This window comes from Paraburkholderia sp. RCC_158, from assembly GCF_041355255.1.
Classification (GTDB): Bacteria; Pseudomonadota; Gammaproteobacteria; order Burkholderiales; family Burkholderiaceae; genus Paraburkholderia; species Paraburkholderia graminis.
In genome coordinates this window covers 101,382-115,562 of the sequence record NZ_JBFUPM010000013.1, presented here as the reverse complement: position 1 = coordinate 115,562, position 14,181 = coordinate 101,382, and the positions used below count along the sequence as shown (strand labels likewise).

The following is a 14,181-nucleotide window of genomic DNA, read 5'->3' as shown; positions in this document are numbered from 1 at the left end:
GCTGCGGCGCTCAAAGCATGTCGTGCGACAGCTTATCGATGCGATCTGTACAAATCATGTCGACGCCCCATTGCGCGAGCAATTCGGCGCGCGCGGGATCGTTGACGGTGTAAGCGAGTACATGCAAGCCGGCCGCGCGAATTTCCGCGACGAGCGGTTCGGTCAGATAAAGATGGCTCGCGTGCAAGGACACGCAGTCCAGTTCGCGCACGATACGCAGCCAGTCCGCGGGCACTTCCTCGAACAGCATGCCGCGCCGCAATGAAGGCGCGGCATCGCGCGCGGCTGCGAGCGCGTCGAAAGAAAACGACGACAGCAGCGGCGGCGTCTGGTCTTTCCACAACTCGAGCGCGGCGCTCGCGACGAGCTGGCCGGTGATCTCATCGCGGCCAGGACAGGGCTTGATCTCGATGTTCGCCGCGATGCCATCGCGCGCGCAACGCGCGGTCGCATCGGCGAGCGTCGGCAGACGCGTGCCCGCGAATTGCGGCCCGTACCAGGCGCCGGCATCGAGCAACGCAAGCTGCGCCCATGTGTAGACCGCCGCCGCGCCATACCCGTTGGTGGTGCGCTCGAGCGTGTCGTCGTGCAGCAGGAAAAGCTGGTTGTCGACGGAAAGCTTGGCGTCGAATTCGACCATGCGGTAACCGTAACGCACGCAGGCGTCGAAGCCCGCTAACGTGTTCTCCGGCGCAAGCGTGCCGCCGCAGCGATGCGCGACGAGCGGCGGATACGGCCAGTCTGCAGGTGATGCACGATCGATCCCGTTTGCCACGTCCCGTCACCTTTCACTCAGAATAAGCGCGTTTCGCCGCGCGCCGACGCCAACGGTCTTGTCAAAAAACGCCATGACAAAGCGCGAAAGCACAGATTAACTTTCCCTTCGACGATTCGATGTTCGAATCAGGCGGCGCTTCGATTTGCGAAGGCTAAAGTCAAATACACAAACTTGCAAGCTACCAAAAAAATACAACACAATCCGGCTGAAGTAGTACGCTTGACATCGTCTCGACACACATTCATGTCCACGATGTCGTCAGTCGAAACACGTTGTGCGAGCGCCTTCGCATCCAAGGAAAATGCATGTGGCAGGAAGACCGTCATCAGAGAATACGCGCGTTATTGTCGACGCTCCATAGAGTGTCGACCGAACGGATCATGGCGGACCTGGGCGTGTCGCGCGAAACGGTGCGGCGCGACCTGCTCGATCTCGAAGCGCTCGGTGAACTGCGGCGTGTGCACGGCGGCGCGATCAAACCCGCCGACGAAGCGCCGATCGCCGAGCGCGCCCACATGCGCGTCAAATCGAAAACGGCCATTGCCAAAGCGGCAATCGGGTTGATTGCGAGCGGCCAGACGCTTTTTATCGACGCGGGCACGACCACCGCCGCGCTCGCCGAGGAACTCGCGAAGCTCGCGAATCTGACCATCGTCACAAATTCAATCGACGTCGCATTGAAAATGCGCGGCGCGGCCGAGCAGTCGGAAGCCGGCAACGAAGTGATTCTGCTCGGCGGCACGATTAGCGACCGCGCAATGGCGACCACCGGCGCGACCACCGTGCTCGACATTCAGCGGTATCGCGCGGACCTCGCGCTGCTGTCGCCGGTCGGCATCGACCACCGGCATGGCGCGACGAATTACGATCACGCCGAAACCGAAGTGGCGCGCGCGATGGTCGCGAATGCGGACCGTGTGGTGATCCTCGCCGACTACAGCAAGATCGGGCAACGCAGCCGGATTTCGTATTGCCCCGTTGAGCAGATCGACGTGCTCGTCACCAATAAGAAGGCCGCCGATGCGGCTGATTTCGGTGCGCTGAAAAAGAAGCTGGAAGAAGTGGTGCTGGCGTGAAGCGCGGAGCGTGAAGCTTCACGCGCATTGCCGCGCTTCGCGATTCATTCCTTCACATGCATCGTATCGAGCACACGCTTGCGCAAGCGCGTGTCGTGCAGCGCGCCCGCGGCATCCAGAACCGGATAAGCCGTCGAGCAAAACAGCGAATTGAGCCGCTTCATATCGCTGATCAGGTCGAGATGCAGCGCGCTGGTTTCGATGCTGCGCAGCGTCTGCCCGGCGAGCCGGTCCAGATGCCGGTACGAATACGCGCGCTCCAGATCGCGAAAGCGCTCTTTCTCGGCGAGAAGCCGCTCGGCGCAACGCAGATCGTTATTGAGGAACACTGACAGGCCAAGCTGCAGATTGCTGACGAGCCGCGTCTGCAAATCGTCCAGTTCGCCGAGTCCTTCTTCGGAAAACGACAGCCGGTGCGCGATCTTTTTCTCTTCGATGTCGCCCACGATCCGCTCGATGATGTCGCCCGCGTGCTCGAGGTTGATGGTCAGCGAAATGATGTCGGTCCAACGGCGGCTATCGGCTTCGTCAAGCTGCTCGCGTGAAATCAGCGTGAGGTAGTTCTTGACCGCGGCGTACAGTTCGTCGACGTCGTCGTCCATGCGAACCGTTTCGCGCGCCTTGTCGAGACGGTTGTGATGAATCAGCTCGGCCACATTGTCGAGCATGGTCCGCACGATGTCGCCGATACGCAGCACTTCGCGCGCCGCATTCGCAAGCGCGAGCGTCGGCGTGGACAGCGCGGCTGCATCGAGATGCAGTGGCCGCAGTTCGCCATTCGGCATCGGCCGGTCGGGCAGCACCCGCTCGCAGATACGCGCGACCGGATCGATCAGCGACAGGCATACGCCGCAGCGCAGCGCGTTGTAGATCAGGTGAAAGCCGACCGTGGCTTCGCGAGGATTGGCGATCAGCATCGGCAGCCAGCGCGCGAGCAAGGACGCGAACGGCAGGATCAGCAACGCGCCCGCGAGCTTGAACGTGAAGCTGCCGAGCGCAAGACGCCGCGCCGCCGAATTCTGCGCGGCCGCGCCGAGCAAGGCGACGAGGCCGCTGCCGAGATTCGCGCCGATCACGAGGCACAGCGCCACCTTCAACGAAATCACGCCGGACGATGCGAGCGTCGCCGTGAGCAGCACCGCTGCCAGGCTCGAGTACGACAGGACGGCGAACGCGGCGCCCACCAGCGCGTCGAGCATCGTGTCGCCCGTCAATGCGCCGAACATCACGCGCACGCCGGCGCCTTGCATCATCGGCTGCGCGGCCTCGACGATCAGATGCAGCGCGAGCAGGATCAACCCGAGACCGATCAGCGTACGGCCGACCTGGCCGGCGCGTGTTTGCTTGCGCGACAGAAAGAGCGGCACGCCGAACAGGATAAGGATGGGCGACAACCACGAGAGATCGAGTGTGAGAACCCGCGCCATTAGCGCCGTGCCGACGTCGGCGCCGAGCATGATGGCGAGCCCGCTGGTGAGCGGCAACAGCCCTTGGGCCGCGAACGACATGAGGATGACTGCGGTCGCGTTGCTGCTCTGTACGAGACTCGTCACGCCGACGCCGGACAGAAACGCGCGCCAGCGGTTGCGCGTGCTGCGCCCGAGCACGCCGCGCAGATCGGCGCCCAGCACGCGAAGGATGCCCGTGCGCACGATATGCGAGCCCCACACGAGCAGTGCCACGCCTGCGAGAAGGTTAAGGAGAATCAACATAAGGCACTGCGCACTCGTTCTCTGCTGCCGTAACCGGAACCGCATGCCGCGCACGGCATCCGGGGCGTATGACAGTAGTGTTGCACATTTTTGCCTTATTGTAATTTTGTGCTTTTAAATATACGCTCGCGCAACGATGTCGAGCGCGGCGTGGCGGCTTTTTGCTGCGCACGTCGTGCTCATATCAACCCTCCGCCGCTAACGCTTTGGTCACCTGATGACGAGGACAACCGGATGAGCCGCAATCTCGCGCTGTTCGACCTGGACCATACGCTGCTGCCGCTCGACAGCGATCAGGCATGGGCGCACTTCGTCGCCGGACTCGGAATAGAAGGCGCGGCGCGGCATGCGCAGGACATCGACGAGTATTACCGGCAATACGTGGCCGGCACGCTCGACATGGCGGCCTATCTGGAGCGCACCCTGGCGCCGCTCGCTCGCCATTCGCGCGAGCAACTCGACCTCTGGCACGCGCGCTTCATGCAGGAGGTGATCGCGCCCGCCATCCTGCCGGCCGCGCGCGAGCTCGTGCAACGTCACAGGGACGCGGGCGACCTGTGCTGCATCGTCACGGCGACGAATGTGTTCGTGACCGCGCCGATCGGCAAGGCGCTCGGCTTCGAGCATCTGCTTGGCATCGAGCTTGGCACGGAGGGCGGCGATCCGCTCGCGCGCTTCACGGGCGCGTCGGTCGGCATTCCGACTTTCCGCGAAGGCAAAATCACGCGCACCGAGAACTGGCTGGCGTCGCTCGGTCACTGTTTGCAGGACTTTCCGCAAAGCTGGTTTTATAGCGATTCGATCAACGACGTCCCCTTGCTCGAACGCGTGACGCATCCTGTCGCGACGAATCCCGATGCGCGCTTGCGCGCGATCGCGAATGAGCGGGGTTGGCCGGTGATTGAGCTTTTTGCATAGCGCACGCGGTAGCGCGCCATTCAACGCATATGCGGGGTTGTTAAGCCCGGCCCTTCCACGGCACGAGCCACCGCTCAAGCGCGCGCATACCCAGATCGAACACCCATGCGATCAAGCCGATCAGCACGATGCCCATCACCACGACATCGGTGCGCAGAAAGCTCGACGCGTTGAGCACCATCTGACCGAGGCCGGCCGTGGCCGCGACCATTTCGGCGGCAACCAGCGTCGTCCAGCCGAAGCCGATTGCAATCCGCAGACCGGTCAGAATCTCCGGCAGCGCAGCCGGCAATACGACGTGACGCACGACCTGACCGAAGCTGCCGCCGAGCGAATACGCCGCATGAATCTGCTCGGTCGTCGCACTGCGCACGCCGGCGCGCGCCGCCATCGCGATCGGTGCGAAGCAGGCAAGATAGATGACGACGATCTTCGCCGTTTCGTCTATACCAAACCAGATCACGACCAGCGGCAAATAAGCGAGTGGAGGAAGCGGTCGATAAAACTCGAGAGGCGGATCGAGCAGACCGCGCGCGACGCGGCTCACGCCCATCAAAATGCCAACCGGCACTGCCGTAAGCGCAGCCAGTGCGAACGCGCCGAACACGCGCAGCGCGCTCCACGCGAGATGCTGCGCGAGCGGCAAGCCGCCCTGAATGTGTCCGCGAGACGCATCGACGAAAGCCGCCCACACGGCTTCCGGTTTCGGCAGAAAGAGCGGAGGCAGCCAGTGCAGATGCGTGGCCACCCACCAGAGCGCCGCGAGCCCCGCCACCGACGCCGCGCTAAGCGCGGCAGTCGGCCCTTCGCCCGGCAGACGCCAGGCTTTCGGCGGCCGCGTTCGACGCCGCTCGCCTTGCGCGGCGTCGGCCAGCCGCACATCGGCCAATGAGTCGCGCGAAGCCGTCATGGACTCACCTCTTCCTCGTTGCGCCGATGCAGGTGCCGCACCAGCCGCTCGCGCCATTCGATGAATTCCGCCGACGACTTGACCGCGCGCGCATCGCGCGTCTTCAGAAAGCGCCGCGCGAACGGCAACTCGTAGCTCTCGGCGATGCGGCCGGGACCCGGCGTCATCACGACAAGACGCGTCGCGAGAAAAAGCGCTTCCTCCACGCTGTGCGTGATGAAGAACACCGTCTTGTGCGTGCGCCCCCACACGTCCAGCGCGAGTTCCTGCATCGACTCGCGCGTCATGGCGTCGAGCGCGCCCATCGGTTCGTCCATCAGCAGCACTTGCGGATCGCTCGCCAGCGCGCGAGCAATGCCCACGCGCTGCTGCATGCCGCCGGAGAGCGCATGAACGCGCGAATGCGCGTGCTTCTCGAGCCCGACCAACGCAAGCATGTCACGCGCGACGCGCTCGCGCTCCGCCTTCGGCACGCGCTGAAAACGCAGACCGAGCGCGACGTTGTCGAGCACGTCAAGCCACGGCATCAGCGCGTACTTCTGAAAGACCACGCCTCGATCCACGCCGGGTCCGACGACGCGCTCGCCGTTTAACCGCACCTCGCCTTGCGTCGGCGAAACGAAGCCGGCGATGCAGTTGAGCAAGGTCGTCTTGCCGCAACCGGACGCGCCCAATGCAACGACGAACTCGCCGCTTTCGATATGCAGATCGACGTCGTCGAGCGCGAGTTGCGGCGCCGCGCCGCGCGCGCCTTCGTAGGCGACGCGCAATCGGCGGATTTCAAGAGCGCTCATGGGCGGACCTCGTCATGCTCACGTGAAGCCTCATGCGGCGGTCATTGCGCCGCGCGCTGCACGAACCGCGGATCGACGCCAGCCGAATAATCGGCCAGCACGTTCTGAATCGTGCCCTGCGTTTTCAGGAACGCAGCCGTTGCCGCAAGCGACTTCGCCGCGCCCGATTGCGCGCCGCCGCCAAGCCACGCATTCGACGCCTGCTGCGCCGGCGTCGGAAACGCATAGAGCGCGAGGCTCGCCGGCACTTCCTGCGCGTTCGCGCCGGACTCTTTGGCGACGGCCTGGACTTGCGGCGAGGCCGCGGTCCACGCCGATGTGTGATCGCGATAACTCGCGTCGTTGGCGGCCAGCACCTTCACGAAGCGCGCCACGAACTCCGCGTTGTCCTTCGCGAACTTGCGATCGACGACGAATCCGTCGAACGTCGCCTTGCCGGTTTGCTGCGCGATCTGGCCCGAAGTAATGAGCACCTTGCCGTTCTTCTTGACCTTCGCGAGCACCGGGTCCCAGATATACGTTGCGTCGATGTCGCCACGCTCCCACGCGGCCGCGACTTCAGGCGGACGGAGATTGAGGATCTTCACATCCGACGGATTCACGCCCGCGCTTTGCAGCGCCACGAGCGTATGAAAATGCGACGTCGACACGAACGGCACGCCGATTTTCTTGCCCTTCAGGGCAGCGATGCTCGCGACGTTCGAGCCGTCGCGCGCGACGAGCGCTTCGGCGTCGTTGATGTTGTCCAGAATCCAGAACAACGAAATGTCGACACCTTGCGACAAGCCCGCCGCGATCGGGCTCGATCCGGCCTCGCCCAGTTGCACCGAGCCTGAGGCGAGCGCGCGAATCACGTCGGCGCCGCTGCCGAGTTTGCGATACGTGACCTTGTAGCCCGTCGCCTTTTCGACTTCACCCGTTGCCTGCGCATAGCGCCACGGCACCACCATGTCCTGATACGCAATCACGACTTCTTTCGCGTCGGCGCGCGCGGTGGATGCGAACAGCGCGGACAGGGCAAGCAGCGTCGTAAACGCGGCGAGCGGACGGTGGAGACGGTTCATCAAAAGCCCCTTGTAGCGGATGTTGTCTGGGAGGCTTTCGACTATAGGGAGTTTGCCCTTATGCGGTTCTAATAAATCCGCGATTGCAAATCAAGCTGTTCGAGCATTGCTTTTCACGTTACGTTGGTTGCGAGCCGCTGCTCGAACGCTCAGTGCGCCGGCTTCCGCACATGATGCGCGATTGCGATGCCTTAAAACAAGCTGGCCATTCGGCTGATTGACGCTTGTAGGATGCGTTCGGGATGATGCGTGCATCTCCATCGCCTGACCTCTTTCATGATCGAATTTCTTAGCCGCTCGAGCTGGCTTTTTTTCAATATCGGCGTGCCCGCGCTGGGTCCGATTGCGCTGCTGCCGCTTCTCAGTTTCTCGCGTTCGTATCGACAGACGTCGAAGGGAATTGCTGTCCGATCGATACGCGACGGACAACTTTTATGGGTCGTCATTTCGATGTGCGCGAGCGCCTGCTACGAGATTGGATGCGCACTGGGCGATGCACCGACGCGCGGCACACTTGCGCTGATGCTGGCGGGCTTGTTGTGGTACGTCGGCTTTATCGTCGTCGCGTCGATTCTGGTTTCGTTCGGCGCGGCGGATTCCACACGCCGCCCTGGCTATCGGCGCCGTGACGGCAAGCAGGAAGGAACGCTGATGTGGCCGTCACTCGTCATGACCGCTGTGGTCGCCGCGTCGTTCGCCGCATCTCATTATTCGTTAACCTAACTAAATTTAACGTGATCAGATATACTTTTTGCTCACGCTTACCGGAGAACTCACATGCCCAATCTCATCGACTACGTCATCGAAAATCCGGCTGTGCGCGACCGCTTTATCGCATTCACGATTCCGTTTTCGATCGTCGGCGGCACGCTCGCATCCGTTTGCATGTTGCTCGCGCGGTACTACCGGTAGCGCGCCGCAGTCGCCGCGCTCGCGGGCCGGCGTTTCGCGTTTTGCGTTTTGCCTACCGCGAATAAAAATGCCCGCAGCATGTGCGGGCATTCTTCAAACCGGCGGAGCAAAGCGCGAGGCGCTTACACCACGCCGGCTCCATGCGCCTGCAAATCGGCGTGGTAGCTGGAGCGCACCATCGCGCCCACTGCTGCGTGCGTGAAGCCCATCTTGTACGCTTCTTCCTCGTACATCTTAAAGGTGTCCGGGTGCACATAAGAACGCACCGGCAGATGGTGTTCGGAAGGCTGCAAATACTGACCGATGGTGAGCATATCCACGTCGTGCTCACGCAGATCGCGCATGACCTGCAAGATCTCTTCTTCGGTTTCGCCGAGGCCCACCATCAGACCTGACTTGGTTGCGACGTCCGGATGCAGTGCCTTGAAGTCCTTGAGCAGCTTCAGCGAATGCGCGTAGTCCGAACCCGGCCGCGCTTCCTTATACAGACGCGGCACGGTCTCGAGGTTGTGATTCATCACGTCGGGCGGAGCGGCGTTCAGAATGCCGAGCGCGCGGTCCAGACGTCCACGGAAATCCGGCGTCAGAATTTCGATGCGCGTGTCAGGCGACAGTTCGCGCGTCTGACGGATACATTCCACGAAGTGCGCCGCGCCGCCGTCGCGCAGATCGTCGCGATCCACGCTGGTGATCACGACGTACTTGAGCTTCAACGCGGCGATGGTGCGCGCGAGGTTCGCGGGCTCGTCCGCATCGAGCGGATCGGGACGGCCGTGTCCGACGTCGCAGAACGGGCAGCGCCGCGTGCACTTGTCGCCCATGATCATGAAGGTCGCAGTGCCCTTGCCGAAGCATTCGCCGATATTCGGGCAGCTCGCTTCCTCGCACACCGTATGCAAATTGTGCTCGCGCAAGATCTGCTTGATTTCGTAGAAGCGCGAGTTGCCGGTTGCCGCTTTGACGCGAATCCAGTCCGGTTTCTTCAGCTTTTCAATCGGAACAATCTTGATGGGAATACGGGCGGTTTTGGCTTGAGCCTTCTGCTTCGCCGTGGCGTCGTAGGCAGCAGCGGATGCCGGCACGCCTTCGGGCGCGGGAGAAGCTGCGAGGTTCGCGGTAACGTCAGTCATTCGTTCGATCCAGTCAGGCGGTGAGCGCACCGGCCTGCGGTTGGTCGACGGCCGCGGGACTGCCGTCGAGGTTTGCGGTGAGGCGTGCTGCAAGGGTGCGGGCCACGTCGTCCCAGCCGGCCGCAACGCCGAGCGTTGCCATGTCGACTGTTTCGAGCCCCGCGTAGCCGCAAGGGTTGATGGCCAGAAACGGCCGTAAATCCATTTTCACGTTCAGGCTGACGCCGTGATAGCTGCAGCCGTTGCGGATTTTGAGGCCCAGCGCGGCCATCTTCGCGCCGGCATGCAAGCCGGCCTGCGGCCCGGGCGCGACATAAATGCCGGGCGCGCCCGCCTTGCGTTCTCCGGCGAGATTATACGCCGCAAGGGTGTCGATCACGGCCTGCTCGATCCGCGTGACCATCTCGCGGACCATCAGTTTGCGGCGCCGCAGATCGAGCAGCAGATAGGCCACCACCTGGCCGGGGCCGTGGTACGTGATCTGGCCGCCGCGATCGACTTTCACGAGCGGAATGCCGCTGTCGGCAGCCAGCAGGTGCGCGGGATCGCCGGCCTGGCCAAGCGTGAAGACGGGCGGATGTTCGACCAGCCAGATTTCGTCGGATGTATCGGCGGTGCGCGCGTCGGTGAACGCGCGCATCGCTTCGAAACTGGCTTCGTAGGGTTCGTTGCCGCGCCAGCGCAGCGTGAGCGGCGCCGCGGCGGGCAATAGAGATGAAGAAACCGGAGAGGCGGACATGATCCCGGCAGTTTACCGAAATACGGCAATGCCCGCCCGACGTCGCCGCGGACACGCCGCGGCGTCCGCCGTCAAACGGTGCGCCAGCCTCCACGCATCCGCGCCGCGAGGCGCTCGCCGACGCGCGCAAACCAGTTCAGCGCGCGCTCGTCGCAACGCGTCGGCACCGAAAACGCGACCGTCGCGCGGGGCGTGCCCTCGGCGCTCAGCCACAGCCGTTCGCCGCGCCGCAACCTGAGCGTGTGGCCGGGTTGCAGCCAGTAGTCTTCGGTATCGTCGCTGCGCGTCACCCACACCGCGCCGCCACGCACGACCAGCTTGGTGCTGCGCGCCACCTTCAGGGGCAGCGTTTCGCCGCTATGAATTTCATACGCGATGCTAGAGGATATTTCTCGCATGATGCCCTCGCCAAAAGTCGTTTCATGGCTACAATCGTAGGCGTAGCAAGGGCTTACGCAAAACGATCAATTTTCACCTCTATGTGAGAAAAATTGCGATGGAACTGCGCCATCTTCCACCACTGAATGCGATCAAGGCCTTTGAGGCGGCCGCCCGCCACGAAAGCTTTTCGCGCGCCGCGGACGAGCTTTTCGTCACCCACGGCGCGGTCAGCCATCAGATCCGGGCGCTCGAGGCCGAGCTTGGCGTGTCGCTCTTTGCGCGCGACGGCAAGCGCGTGCGGCTCACCGAAACCGGCCGGCGCTACGCCAGCCACGTGCGCACGGCGCTCACCGCGCTGTCCGACGCCACGCGCGAAATTCGCGCGGGCGACCGCGAACGGCGGCTGGTGGTGTCGATGCTGTCGTCGTTTGCCGCGCGCTGGGTGACGCCGCGCATCGGCAGCTTTATCGAGGCGCATCCGCAGTGGGACCTGGAACTGCTGTCCACCAACGCGTTGACGGACTTCGCGCGCGACGACGTCGACGTGGCAATCCGTTTCGGCTACGGCAAATATGCGGGCCTGTATTCCGAGCTGCTGCTCGAGGAAATCTTCTTCCCGGCTTGCGCGCCGAATTTCAACGGCGGCAAGCTGCCCAAAACGCCGGCCGATCTGGCCAATCTGCCGCTACTGCGTTCCGACGACGAACTGTGGCGTCCGTGGTTCGACGCCGCCGGACTCACCGACTGGCCGGAGCCGAAACGCGGCGTGCTGTATCAGGATTCGTCGAATCTGTTGCAGGCGGCTATCGACGGTCAGGGCATCGCGCTCACACGCCGCTCGCTGGCGATGCACGAGATCGCCGCGGGCCGCCTCGTACGGCTTTTCGACGTGGATGGGCCGAGCCCGTGGCAGTACTACTTCATCTGCACGCCGCAGATGCTGGAAACAGCGAGGGTGAAGGCGTTCCGGGACTGGGTGTTCGGGGAGGTGGGGCGGTTCAAGCTGCTTTTCGACCAGGCCTGCGAGGCCGGGCCGGCGGCGCATGTCGCAAGCAAGAGCGCTGAAGGTGCCGCAAACGCAACAAGCACCGGCGGGACGGCGAACGCGAACGCATTGCGCGTCGCGCCCTAACGCGGCACAAACCGGCGCGTAAAAGTTAAAGCACCACCTTGACCATCGGATGTCCGGTCAGCGCGCGATAAATGTCGTCAAGCTGCGTGCGGCTGATCGCACGCACGGTCACCGTCAGTCCGGTGTAGTTGCCGCCGCTCGACGGACGCGTTTCGACGCGCGATGCGTCGACTTCGCTATCGAACTGCCGGACCACCGAGACAATCGTCTCGGCGAACTCGGGATGCGATTTACCCATGATCTTGATCGGGAAATCGCACGGATACTCAATAAGTGATTCTTCCGCCGGATTCATGGCTTGCTCCTTGCCGCTCACGCCTGTTCTGCCTTGGCTCGCTGATACGCCGCATACAGCGCCGCAAACACCGCGCCCGGCTTGCCGTCGCCGACCGGCTTGCCGTCGAGCTGCGTGACGGGCAGCACTTCCTTGGTCGCGGAACTGATCAGGATTTCGTCGGCAGCGCGCACCTCGGCTTCGGCGATCTCGCGCACTTCGAAGCGAATGCCGCATTGCGCCGCGAGTTCCTCGATCAGCCCATAACGAATGCCTTCGAGAATCTTGTGGCTGCGCGGCGGCGCGGCCAGCACGCCGTTCTTCACCACCCACACATTCGACGACGACCCTTCGGTCAGCACGCCATCGCGGAACTGGATGGTTTCGAGCGCATCGTTTTCGGCCGCGTATTGCGCCATCAGCACGTTGCCGAGCAGCGACACGGACTTGATGTCGCAATGAAGCCAGCGGCGATCCTCGGCGCTCACGCAGCGCACGCCCGCCGCGCGCTGTGCGGCGCCCGGCAGAGTGAGCGGCGTGACCATCACGAACACCGTCGGCTGGATGCCTGCGGGAAACGCGTGAGCGCGCTTCGCGACGCCGCGCGTGATCTGGATGTACGCAATCGCGTCCTGGTCGGCGGCGAGGCCGGCCTCGGCTTCGTTCGCCGCGGTCACGCGCTCGATCAGCGCGCGCCAGCCGGCATTGTCCAACGGATTGGCGATGCCGATCTTCTCGAGCGAACGCGCAAGGCGCGCCAGGTGATGCTCGAAGCGGAACGCCAAGCGGCCGCCCGCGCGCGCATACAGCGGCGCGACTTCGTAAATGCCGTCGCCGAAAATAAAGCCGCGGTCGAGAACCGGCACGCGCGCTTCGGACAAGGGCACCACTTCGCCGTTCAGATAAACGATCGGTTCGAGCGAAACATCGGGAAGAGCGGTCATCGCAGTGAGGTCTTTACTTTTTCTTGTTGAACATGAGCATCAGCGAATCCCACACGCGGCCCACCACGCCGGCCTGCGGCACGGCCTGCAATGCGACCACCGGGAATTGCGCGAGCACCTTGCCGTCGGCAACCAGCTTGGCGGTGCCGACCTGCTGACCGTTGGCGATCGGCGCGATCAGCGGATCGATCTGCTCGATCTGCGGCTTGACCTTGTCGGCCATGCCCTTCGGCACGGTGATGTACTGATCGCTCTTCACGCCGATCTGCACCGTATCCTGCGCGCCCTTGTAGACGCGCGGCGTGCCGACCACCTGATTCGCCTTGTAGAGGCGCGCCGTGTCGTACGCGGAGTAGCCGTAGTTCAGCATCTTCAGGCTGTCCTGCACGCGGTCGTGTTCCTTGGTCTCGCCCATCATCACGGAGACGAGCCGGCGCGATGCGTCCGGCGTGCCCGGCAGCGAACGCTTCGCGCTTGCGATGAGGCAGTAGCCGGCGGCCTGCGTGTGGCCGGTCTTCAGGCCGTCCACCGTCGGGTCGATCCACAAGAGACGATTGCGGTTCGGCTGCTTGATCTTGTTGTACGTGAAATCCTTGACCGAGAAGATGTTGTAGTAGTCAGGGAAGTCGCGAATCAGACGCGCCGACAGCACCGCGAGGTCGCCCGCGGTCGTGTAGTGCTGCGGGTCGGGCATGCCGTTCACGTCGGCGAAATGCGTGTGCTTCATGCCGAGGCGCTGCGCCTCGGTGTTCATCATGTTGACGAACTGCGACTCGCTGCCGCCGACCAGTTCGGCCAGCGCGATGGCTGCGTCGTTGCCCGACTGCACGATCATGCCGTACACCAGATCGTGCACAGTGACGGGCTTGTTCGCCTCGATGAACATGCGCGATTCGTCCGTGCGCACGCGGCGCACCGCTTCGCCCGGCGTCACCGTCTGGTCCATCGTGATCTTTTTCGTCTGCAATGCTTCGAAGACGAGATACGCGGTCATCAGCTTTGTGAGCGAAGCGGGTTCCACGCGCTCGTCGGGATTGCCCGACGCGAGCACCTGATTGCTGGTCGCGTCGACGAGCACCCACGAGCGCGCGTTCACCGCCGGCGGCGGCACTTGCGCGAACGCGGTGCTGGCCACGAGCGTTGCGGGCAGCACGACGCCGAGCGCGAATGCGCGGGCTGGCGTGGAAGGAACAAAGGATGCAACAGAGGGGAAAGACAGGCGGCCGGAGGTCGAAAAACGCATAGGGTCGGTTCGTGCAGAAAAATACAACGCGCAGGGCGCAGAGTGGGAAGAGCCGGTCGGCGAGCGTCGGGCCGCAACAACATCAAGCGTAACGGCGCGGGCGCCCATTGGACTTCCGGCCACGCGATCGGTTCGCGCAGCACACTTGCAGGCGGCACCGCTGCGCGCGTGAAA

At 63.5% G+C, this 14,181-nt stretch carries 16 protein-coding genes; 5 read left to right on the top strand and 11 right to left on the bottom strand.

Annotated elements, in window-relative coordinates:
* Positions 1–10: 10 nt before the first annotated feature.
* Positions 11–775: a glycerophosphodiester phosphodiesterase gene (ugpQ, locus tag AB6809_RS23615; protein ID WP_371027328.1), complete on the bottom strand. Its 765-nt coding sequence runs from the start codon at positions 773–775 to the stop codon at positions 11–13.
* A gap of 308 nt (positions 776–1,083) precedes the next feature.
* Between ugpQ and AB6809_RS23610 the strand changes: the two genes are divergently transcribed.
* Positions 1,084–1,854 carry a DeoR/GlpR family DNA-binding transcription regulator gene (locus tag AB6809_RS23610; protein WP_006048102.1) on the top strand — a complete coding sequence of 257 codons (771 nt, stop codon included), beginning with the start codon at positions 1,084–1,086 and terminating at the stop codon, positions 1,852–1,854.
* Positions 1,855–1,898: 44 nt separating this feature from the next.
* Here the strand turns inward: AB6809_RS23610 and AB6809_RS23605 are convergent, their stop codons facing one another.
* Positions 1,899–3,566, bottom strand: a complete 1,668-nt coding sequence (locus tag AB6809_RS23605) for a Na/Pi cotransporter family protein (protein WP_006048103.1) — start codon at positions 3,564–3,566, stop codon at positions 1,899–1,901.
* A 234-nt stretch (positions 3,567–3,800) separates the two neighbouring features.
* On the opposite strand from AB6809_RS23605, the gene AB6809_RS23600 reads away from it, so the two are divergent.
* Complete coding sequence (locus tag AB6809_RS23600) at positions 3,801–4,484, top strand: HAD family phosphatase (protein WP_006048104.1); 684 nt, start codon at positions 3,801–3,803, stop codon at positions 4,482–4,484.
* A gap of 40 nt (positions 4,485–4,524) precedes the next feature.
* Here AB6809_RS23600 and AB6809_RS23595 read toward each other — a convergent pair whose 3' ends face one another.
* From AB6809_RS23595 to tauA, 3 genes are read right to left on the bottom strand one after another with little or no spacing between them, the layout of a single operon-like run.
* Positions 4,525–5,394: an ABC transporter permease subunit gene (locus AB6809_RS23595; RefSeq protein ID WP_371027327.1), complete on the bottom strand. Its 870-nt coding sequence runs from the start codon at positions 5,392–5,394 to the stop codon at positions 4,525–4,527.
* Positions 5,391–6,188, bottom strand: coding sequence for a taurine ABC transporter ATP-binding protein (locus AB6809_RS23590; RefSeq protein WP_371027326.1), 798 nt, complete (start codon positions 6,186–6,188; stop codon positions 5,391–5,393). Before AB6809_RS23590 ends, AB6809_RS23595 begins: the two co-directional genes overlap by 4 nt.
* Positions 6,189–6,229: 41 nt before the next feature.
* Positions 6,230–7,252, bottom strand: coding sequence for a taurine ABC transporter substrate-binding protein (gene tauA, locus AB6809_RS23585; protein WP_371027324.1), 1,023 nt, complete (start codon positions 7,250–7,252; stop codon positions 6,230–6,232).
* A gap of 276 nt (positions 7,253–7,528) precedes the next feature.
* Here tauA and AB6809_RS23580 point away from each other — a divergent pair, with 276 nt between their 5' ends.
* Both AB6809_RS23580 and AB6809_RS23575 read left to right on the top strand, forming a co-directional pair.
* Entirely contained in the window at positions 7,529–7,975 is a 447-nt protein-coding gene (locus tag AB6809_RS23580) for a hypothetical protein (RefSeq protein WP_006048108.1), read from the top strand.
* Between the two features lie 54 nt (positions 7,976–8,029).
* On the top strand, positions 8,030–8,164 hold the full coding sequence (locus tag AB6809_RS23575; protein WP_006048109.1) for a hypothetical protein: 135 nt from the start codon (positions 8,030–8,032) through the stop codon (positions 8,162–8,164).
* 122 nt (positions 8,165–8,286) lie between these two features.
* On the opposite strand, the gene lipA is transcribed toward AB6809_RS23575, so the two are convergent.
* The 3 genes from lipA to AB6809_RS23560 all read right to left on the bottom strand — a co-directional run bounded on the left by lipA (position 8,287) and on the right by AB6809_RS23560 (position 10,431).
* Positions 8,287–9,294, bottom strand: coding sequence for a lipoyl synthase (lipA, locus tag AB6809_RS23570; RefSeq protein WP_029969641.1), 1,008 nt, complete (start codon positions 9,292–9,294; stop codon positions 8,287–8,289).
* A gap of 13 nt (positions 9,295–9,307) precedes the next feature.
* On the bottom strand, positions 9,308–10,033 hold the full coding sequence (gene lipB / locus AB6809_RS23565; RefSeq protein ID WP_371027323.1) for a lipoyl(octanoyl) transferase LipB: 726 nt from the start codon (positions 10,031–10,033) through the stop codon (positions 9,308–9,310).
* A 71-nt stretch (positions 10,034–10,104) separates the two neighbouring features.
* A complete protein-coding gene (locus tag AB6809_RS23560; protein WP_371027322.1) occupies positions 10,105–10,431 on the bottom strand; it encodes a DUF2917 domain-containing protein in 327 nt (108 codons plus the stop codon).
* Positions 10,432–10,529: 98 nt separating this feature from the next.
* On the opposite strand from AB6809_RS23560, the gene AB6809_RS23555 reads away from it, so the two are divergent.
* Positions 10,530–11,546: a transcriptional regulator GcvA gene (locus AB6809_RS23555; protein WP_371027321.1), complete on the top strand. Its 1,017-nt coding sequence runs from the start codon at positions 10,530–10,532 to the stop codon at positions 11,544–11,546.
* A 25-nt stretch (positions 11,547–11,571) separates the two neighbouring features.
* On the opposite strand, the gene AB6809_RS23550 is transcribed toward AB6809_RS23555, so the two are convergent.
* The 3 genes from AB6809_RS23550 to AB6809_RS23540 are packed head-to-tail and all read right to left on the bottom strand — an operon-like array spanning position 11,572 to position 14,007.
* Positions 11,572–11,841, bottom strand: a complete 270-nt coding sequence (locus AB6809_RS23550; protein ID WP_006048114.1) for a DUF493 family protein — start codon at positions 11,839–11,841, stop codon at positions 11,572–11,574.
* 17 nt (positions 11,842–11,858) lie between these two features.
* Positions 11,859–12,764 carry a D-amino acid aminotransferase gene (locus tag AB6809_RS23545; protein ID WP_371027320.1) on the bottom strand — a complete coding sequence of 302 codons (906 nt, stop codon included), beginning with the start codon at positions 12,762–12,764 and terminating at the stop codon, positions 11,859–11,861.
* Between the two features lie 13 nt (positions 12,765–12,777).
* Positions 12,778–14,007, bottom strand: coding sequence for a D-alanyl-D-alanine carboxypeptidase family protein (locus AB6809_RS23540; protein ID WP_006048116.1), 1,230 nt, complete (start codon positions 14,005–14,007; stop codon positions 12,778–12,780).
* Between the last annotated feature and the right edge of the window lie 174 nt (positions 14,008–14,181).